The 6,343-nt window shown below is 41.4% G+C and carries 5 protein-coding genes; all 5 read right to left on the bottom strand.

The genetic code is table 11. The features are described from left to right. Window positions 1–220: 220 nt before the first annotated feature. On the bottom strand, window positions 221–997 hold the full coding sequence (locus FTT94_RS15405) for an SDR family NAD(P)-dependent oxidoreductase (RefSeq protein ID WP_257231470.1): 777 nt from the start codon (window positions 995–997) through the stop codon (window positions 221–223). A 44-nt stretch (window positions 998–1,041) separates the two neighbouring features. Further along, a complete protein-coding gene (iaaH, locus tag FTT94_RS15400) occupies window positions 1,042–2,490 on the bottom strand; it encodes an indoleacetamide hydrolase (protein WP_180171076.1) in 1,449 nt (482 codons plus the stop codon). Window positions 2,491–2,512: 22 nt separating this feature from the next. Continuing rightward, the gene (locus tag FTT94_RS15395; protein ID WP_180171075.1) at window positions 2,513–3,250 is read right to left on the bottom strand and encodes an aspartate/glutamate racemase family protein; all 738 of its coding nucleotides are present in this window, start codon (window positions 3,248–3,250) and stop codon (window positions 2,513–2,515) included. 84 nt (window positions 3,251–3,334) lie between these two features. Continuing rightward, the gene (locus FTT94_RS15390) at window positions 3,335–4,744 is read right to left on the bottom strand and encodes an amidase (RefSeq protein ID WP_180171074.1); all 1,410 of its coding nucleotides are present in this window, start codon (window positions 4,742–4,744) and stop codon (window positions 3,335–3,337) included. A 125-nt stretch (window positions 4,745–4,869) separates the two neighbouring features. Beyond that, window positions 4,870–6,192, bottom strand: a complete 1,323-nt coding sequence (locus tag FTT94_RS15385; RefSeq protein WP_180171073.1) for a M20 family metallopeptidase — start codon at window positions 6,190–6,192, stop codon at window positions 4,870–4,872. Window positions 6,193–6,343 lie beyond the last annotated feature (151 nt).

Here is a 6,343-nt window from a genome sequence, read left to right as displayed (position 1 = left end):
CCTCTGATAAAATTAAATTTTGGGTAATCCTGCTTATGCCCTTGGAATTCGACCAATGATGCTTTCCAAAATCTGACCTATAGCCAGTAAGCGACGATCACTGCCTTTTGGACCATCAAGTTCCATACTTGTGTCGCCCATGCATCTAAATGAGGCGTTTCCACCACAATATAACTTAATGCCTGTATCATTCTTATATCCTTATTAATATTTAAAATGATTATTCTGCTGACATTCCACCATCGATAGAAAGCGTCGTTCCCGTCACATAAGAGGCCTGATCGGACAACAGCCAGAGTACTGCAGATGTCACTTCGTGCAGTTGACCAATGCGATGCATAGGTACTCCATCATCGTACATATGGTCATCACCACCTGTTACTCGGTCATATCCAGGTGTCTTAATCGGGCCTGGGCAAATGGCATTTACTCGAATATTTTGTTTGGCATAATCCAGAGCAACTGCACGTGTTGCCCCCACAATTCCATGTTTTGATGCAATGTACTCTGGTGTATTCGGCATGCCTTTTAACCCAAAAATAGAAGCATTATTCACGATGGATCCACCACCATTTTTGAGCATTGCTGCCGTTTCATATTTCATCAAGTAAAGGACACCTTTTAGATTTACATCTATCGTATCTGATATATCCTTAATGGATGTTTCATGCATACAACCGAATTCACGTTGAATACCAGAGTTGTTAAAAGCTGCATCCAAGCGACCATAGGTATTGAGAGCGAATTGAACTAAATTTTCACAATCTTCCGCTTTAGAAATATCAGTCACTTGAAATACAGCTTGTCCACCAGTATTTTTAATTTCATCAATAACCGCTTGTCCTAATACAGGATTGCGGTTACCAATCACAATTTTAGCCCCTGCACGTGCTAAGGCCAGGCTTAAATCACGCCCCATACCACTAGCACCACCAGTCACTAACACTACTTTGTCTTTCCATTGATGATCCATATTCATCGATCCATTTTTATTCATTATTCTTCACGCCTCTGATAAAATTAAATTTTGGGTAATCCTGCTTATGCCCTTGGAATTCGACCAATGATGCTTTCCAAAATCTGACCTATAGCCAGTAAGCGACGATCACTGCCTTTTGGACCATCAAGTTCCATACCCACAGGTAAACCTGTAGAATTCCCTAATCCAACAGGTATTTGAATGCTTGGAATACCTGCACTTGCGGATGGTTCAGTGTTTTGGATTAATCGTTCAAAATTTGCAGGTTGATAGATATCATCATTGGCTAATGGAGCCACCATTGCTGTGGTTGGAAAAATCAAAGCATCGAGGTTGTGTTGTGTGAATAATTCCTGATAACGCTTTCTCAATAGTTCACGCCCACCATTTTGAGCAGCGTTATATAATGGCTCTACATCGACCAAACCATCAACTGTTGGCATTTTTCTTGGTAGTACCCATTCATCATAAATAGCTCGCACATCTGGACTACAGATTTTTTTGGCAAGATCTTCAATGCTGATATTATGATTATATTCACTTAAATATTTGACCATACAATCATAAGCTTCATGAATAACCACAGTAAAACCAACAGGTTCATTTAATGCTTGAAGTCCTGCATCTTCTATTGTAATAAATGTCACACCATGAGATTTAAGCTTATCAATTGTCTTCTGTGCTAACTCTTCAGTATCACTATCAAGGTTACGCCAAAACTCAGTTGGCAAGCCTAATCGTAATTCATCTGTCGCAATTGTCGGCAATTCAAAATCATCAGTAATAATACTATCAAGTAAGGTTAAATCAGACATAGACAAGGCCATTGGCCCGACAGTATCTCGACTTTCAGCAATAGGGATTACACCCTTATTGGAATAACGACCCGCACTAGGACGTAATGATGCACAACCATTAAGCGCAGGTGGAATACGCATAGATCCGCCAGTATCTGTACCTAACGCTCCTAGTGCCATTCGAGCACCTAATGCTGCTGCACTTCCAGAAGATGAACCACCAGCAATACGTGAGCTATCATATGGATTACGTACCCCCATACCTGTACCGGTATTGTATGCCTGATTATATCCCGTTGCGCCAAATGCCAATTCATGCATATTCGTCTTACCAACAATAATGGCACCTGCATCACGTAGCTTGGCAACTGTTGGAGCATCTTCGTTAGGAATATAGCCTGAAAATGCAGGAGTACCTGCTGTAGAGTGTAAGCCAGCCGTATGAATATTGTCTTTGATAACAATAGGGATACCACTAAGTGGTTTCATTGTTTGTCCATTTAGACGCTGATCATCAACTTCTTGAGCAGCTTTTAGTGCTCTTTCACTATCTAGTGTGATAAAAATGTTAAGTTCTTTACCCTGCTCTGCACGCTCTAGACAAGCTTTTACGAGTTCAACACTTGTCATTTCATCATTGCGTAATGCATTTAATGCTTCTGTAATCGTAATATCTGTCAGTAGTGAATGCGTATTAGCTTCAAATAATTTCATTGATATTCTCCTTTTTTAGCCTTCAATAAATGAAAGCTTCATCCTTATTTTTTTCAGGATTTGGATAAGCAGCTTTGCTATGACTCAGTCCAAGATCAAGTAGTAGTTCACATTGCTTATATGCGATCACACCTGGATTCAGTACTGGAACTGAGAGCTGTTCAGCAAGATAAGCATGTGCCTGGTGCATTGTGGTCGATCCGAGTATTAATACATCTGCGCCATCTTCTTCAATAGCTCGTTTTCCAGCTTCTAATAGTTTAGCAAATACAATATCTTCCTTACCCTCAAGTAAGGCTTGAGTATCAGGTCTAACATCAATGGAACGCACTGAGGCCAAATGAGATTCAAGGCCATATTCTTTTAACGTTTTTCGATAGAGCGGATACCACTTTGGCCACATGGTGATGATGCTGAATTTATGGCCTAATAAACATGCCGTATGAAAACTGGCAATTGCTGGGGAAAGAACTGGAATGGATAACCGTGAACGAAGTGCAACCAATCCTGAGTCACTCATTGTATTAATACAAATAGCATCGTAGCCTTCTTCTTCAGCTTTAATACCAGCTGCAATCACAGCATGTTCCATAATTGCCATATCATAGTAACTATCAGCCAACGTGAGCACTTGACCTGCTCCCACAAAGCTCACTTCAATATCATCACGCAAGAGCGCTTTTGGTAGTTGCGACTCGACTAAAGGCCGAGTTGATTCACTCATAGGTACCGGAAAAATCATCTTAATTCGCTTTTTCATAATTTCATTTCTTCCTTGTCTATATATGATTTATTTAATCTGATGTAACGCTTAACCAATCCTAAATGAGTGCTTTAAAATGCTTTATTCCATATTTAGATTAGGACGCAACTTATGCCAATCACTCACTTCCTGCACAGCCATCGTTGCTCGGCATAGTGTTCCTTCACCACCTTTTTTCCCGATAAATTGACCACCAATCGGCATGTGGTTCTCGGTTAAACCAATCGGAAAACTCATACATGGATGACCGCTAACATTAAATGGTGCAGTAAATTGAATTAAATGACGATTTGCTTCTGGATCTTGTGCCAGATTGGCCAACTGATCATGTGTAGGCGCAGCATAAGGTTGTACAGGCGCCAAAATAATATCGACTTCTTGTAGCAAAGCATCCATGGCGCCATTAAAGCGTTGTGCTTCTAATAAGATGCGCTGGTAATCCATCCCACTGAGCTGCCGTCCGCCATCAATTAAGCGACTTAAAGCAGGACCATATTGTGAAGCATATCTAGGATAGGTTGCTTCATGAGCAACTGCAGTTTGAACACCACAATGTGATTCCCAATTGTTACTCACATGGTAAGTATCCGGCATTTTGATCTTTTTGACTTGCCCGCCACCGGCAAAAATAATCCGGATAATTTCTTCCAACGCTTTTTGGATCACTGGGTCAACATCCTTATTGATCCATTCAAGATCAACACCAACTGTTAGCCCCTTAAAGCTCGGCTCAATGCTTGGAATTTCCAAACAAACGCTAGAAAGAGAAGTTGAATCCAAGGGGTCATAGCCTGATATCGTCGACAACAAAAATAACGTATCCCGTGCACTACGGGTTATGGGCCCAACATGATCCAGACTTGCCGCCATCTCCATCACACCGTAACGACTTACTCTCCCCCACGTTGGCTTTAAACCGGTTAAACCATTAGCTGCACATGGAAAACGAATCGAACCACCAGTATCACTACCCAAAGAGCCATAACATAAACCGGCTGCTGTCGCGATACCCGCACCACTCGATGATGCACCCGCCCAATGGTCAGCTCCCCACGGATTATTTGGCTCGACAATATCAGGATGATGAATTGCAAAAGCCCCTTCAGTCATCTGTAATTTACCGAGCATGACGGTTCCAGCTTCACGTAATCGGGTGACGACCGTTGCATCATGTTCAGGTATGCGATTAGCATGCAACGGCATACCCGCAGCGGTGACCACACCTGCTGTATCAATCAGATCTTTAAATGCAATCGGAATGCCATGTAATGGGCTACGGCAAATTCCTTTTGCTAACTCATCTTCAGCCTGTTGAGCCTGTTCTAAAGCAATATCTGCTGTTACACGTGCGTAACTATGTAGTTTACTATCCAAAGCATCGATACGCGCTAACTGGGCTTTGGTGACATCTACAGGAGATAATTTACGGCTACGGATCAGTTGCGATAGCTCGTACATTTCTAAATAATGTATATCCGTTGAATTACTCATCCATTCATTCCAATTTAGACTATATGAAAACCACCTAATCTGATCTAAATTCAAAATTTATACATCAGATAGCACTCTTAAAATTTAAATAACCCACTATTTTTAAAATAAAATTTTTATTTAAATTACAATTCAATTTCAGTACGACTACGTGTCAACGTATCGATTAAGGCATACAGGATTTTTTCTGCACAAGGCATTAAATCCGGTATATAAGTCGCTCCCATGCCCCCCAGACCCTCTGCAACAGGCAATGGCGCACCCGTCGCTGGCCACGGCCAACCTATTCTCGCTGTCGGTACACCATAGCGTCTTAATGCAGCACCATCCGTCTGACCCGCCAAATAATCTGGCGTACCATGTGGTTTTTGTTCCACATATTCCCAGCCGCGTTTACAAGACTGAATAATCCAGTTTTCCGGATCTGTTGTACCACCCGGAACAGAACCATATTGCTCCCAATCTACGTCTAAATCAGGAAACCGCTTTTTAAGATCATCAATGAAGTTGGAAAATTGAGCTTTCACATCAGCTGGACTAACTCGAGGGTTTACACGTACATCAAAGAATATTTCAGTCACTGCACTCGGAAATGCAGGGCGCTCAACATCACCACCACGAACACCTGCAATCCAGCCATGTGGCTTAATCACACCACTCGTATTCCGCTCGGTATATTCAACAATCCATGCTTGTAATTCATTGATGACTGTAGCCGCTGGAATAACGGAACTTCTAAAACCGGGAGTATCGTGTGGCACACCGGCATATCCAAGAGTACCTTTTACCTGTAATTTGAACCATGCCATTCCAGGTTCTTCATGATAAACCCAGTTCCAAGGCTTCATAATGATGGCGTAATCTGGATACATGCCACGATTAAGCATGTGAATCACGCCATTTGACATACCCGCATTTCTCGAACTAATGTCAACTGGCATTCCACCATCTGCCATACCTACAATAAGATTACCCTTAAGTGGTACTTCAGCTTCAATTAAAGCATTAGCAACTTCAGTTAGAGTTGCTACCATAGCTTTAGGATTTGAAGCCCCCAAACCAAAAACCCAGTCATCTACTTGCTGAGCAAAAGGTTGCAAATCTACCTCTTGACCATTGCCAGTCAAAACTTCTTCACCTGGCGTACGATCAAGATGCGTATCTATAGGTGCATATAACAAAACTGTCGCACCATCACCCGAACCTCGATATTCAGCCATGACATTTCCAGTCATATCATTCATAGGGTAATAATGAGATTTCATACCGATTTCTTTTAAATACTCAACCATAAACTTGCTTGCTTCACGAGTCGCACCTGTTGGGCTATGGATATTCGTTAAATCAAACAATAATTTTTGTAAACGTTGAGGATTTAATTTTGAGCAAGCCTTTTCATACCATTGAATCTGCTCAGGGGATAAAGGGATTTTTTTAGTCAATTCCATTTTTATTTCCTAAAATTTAAGTACTTAATTACTAGCAACGAATTGCTCAGCGAAAATATTCTCCGCTTTAACCCCTAACTCTAATAAACGAGTAGTTGCAGCATTAATCATCGGCTGTGGACCGCAAAGATAAGCAACTGTGTTGGAATCA

The organism is Acinetobacter sp. YH12027, assembly GCF_013420085.1.
Lineage (GTDB): Bacteria > Pseudomonadota > Gammaproteobacteria > Pseudomonadales > Moraxellaceae > Acinetobacter > Acinetobacter amyesii.
The sequence above is the reverse complement of the archived record's forward strand: the minus strand, read 5'-3'. Positions and strand labels throughout refer to the sequence as shown.

Excerpts from the sequence above, each read along its gene's own strand:
- iaaH (WP_180171076.1), bottom strand. The coding sequence starts at position 2,490 with ATGAAATTATTTGAAGCTAATACGCATTCACTACTGACAGATATTACG.
- FTT94_RS15390 (WP_180171074.1), bottom strand. The coding sequence starts at position 4,744 with ATGAGTAATTCAACGGATATACATTATTTAGAAATGTACGAGCTATCG.
- FTT94_RS15395 (WP_180171075.1), bottom strand. The coding sequence starts at position 3,250 with ATGAAAAAGCGAATTAAGATGATTTTTCCGGTACCTATGAGTGAATCA.
- FTT94_RS15385 (WP_180171073.1), bottom strand. The coding sequence starts at position 6,192 with ATGGAATTGACTAAAAAAATCCCTTTATCCCCTGAGCAGATTCAATGG.
- FTT94_RS15405 (WP_257231470.1), bottom strand. The coding sequence starts at position 997 with ATGAATAAAAATGGATCGATGAATATGGATCATCAATGGAAAGACAAA.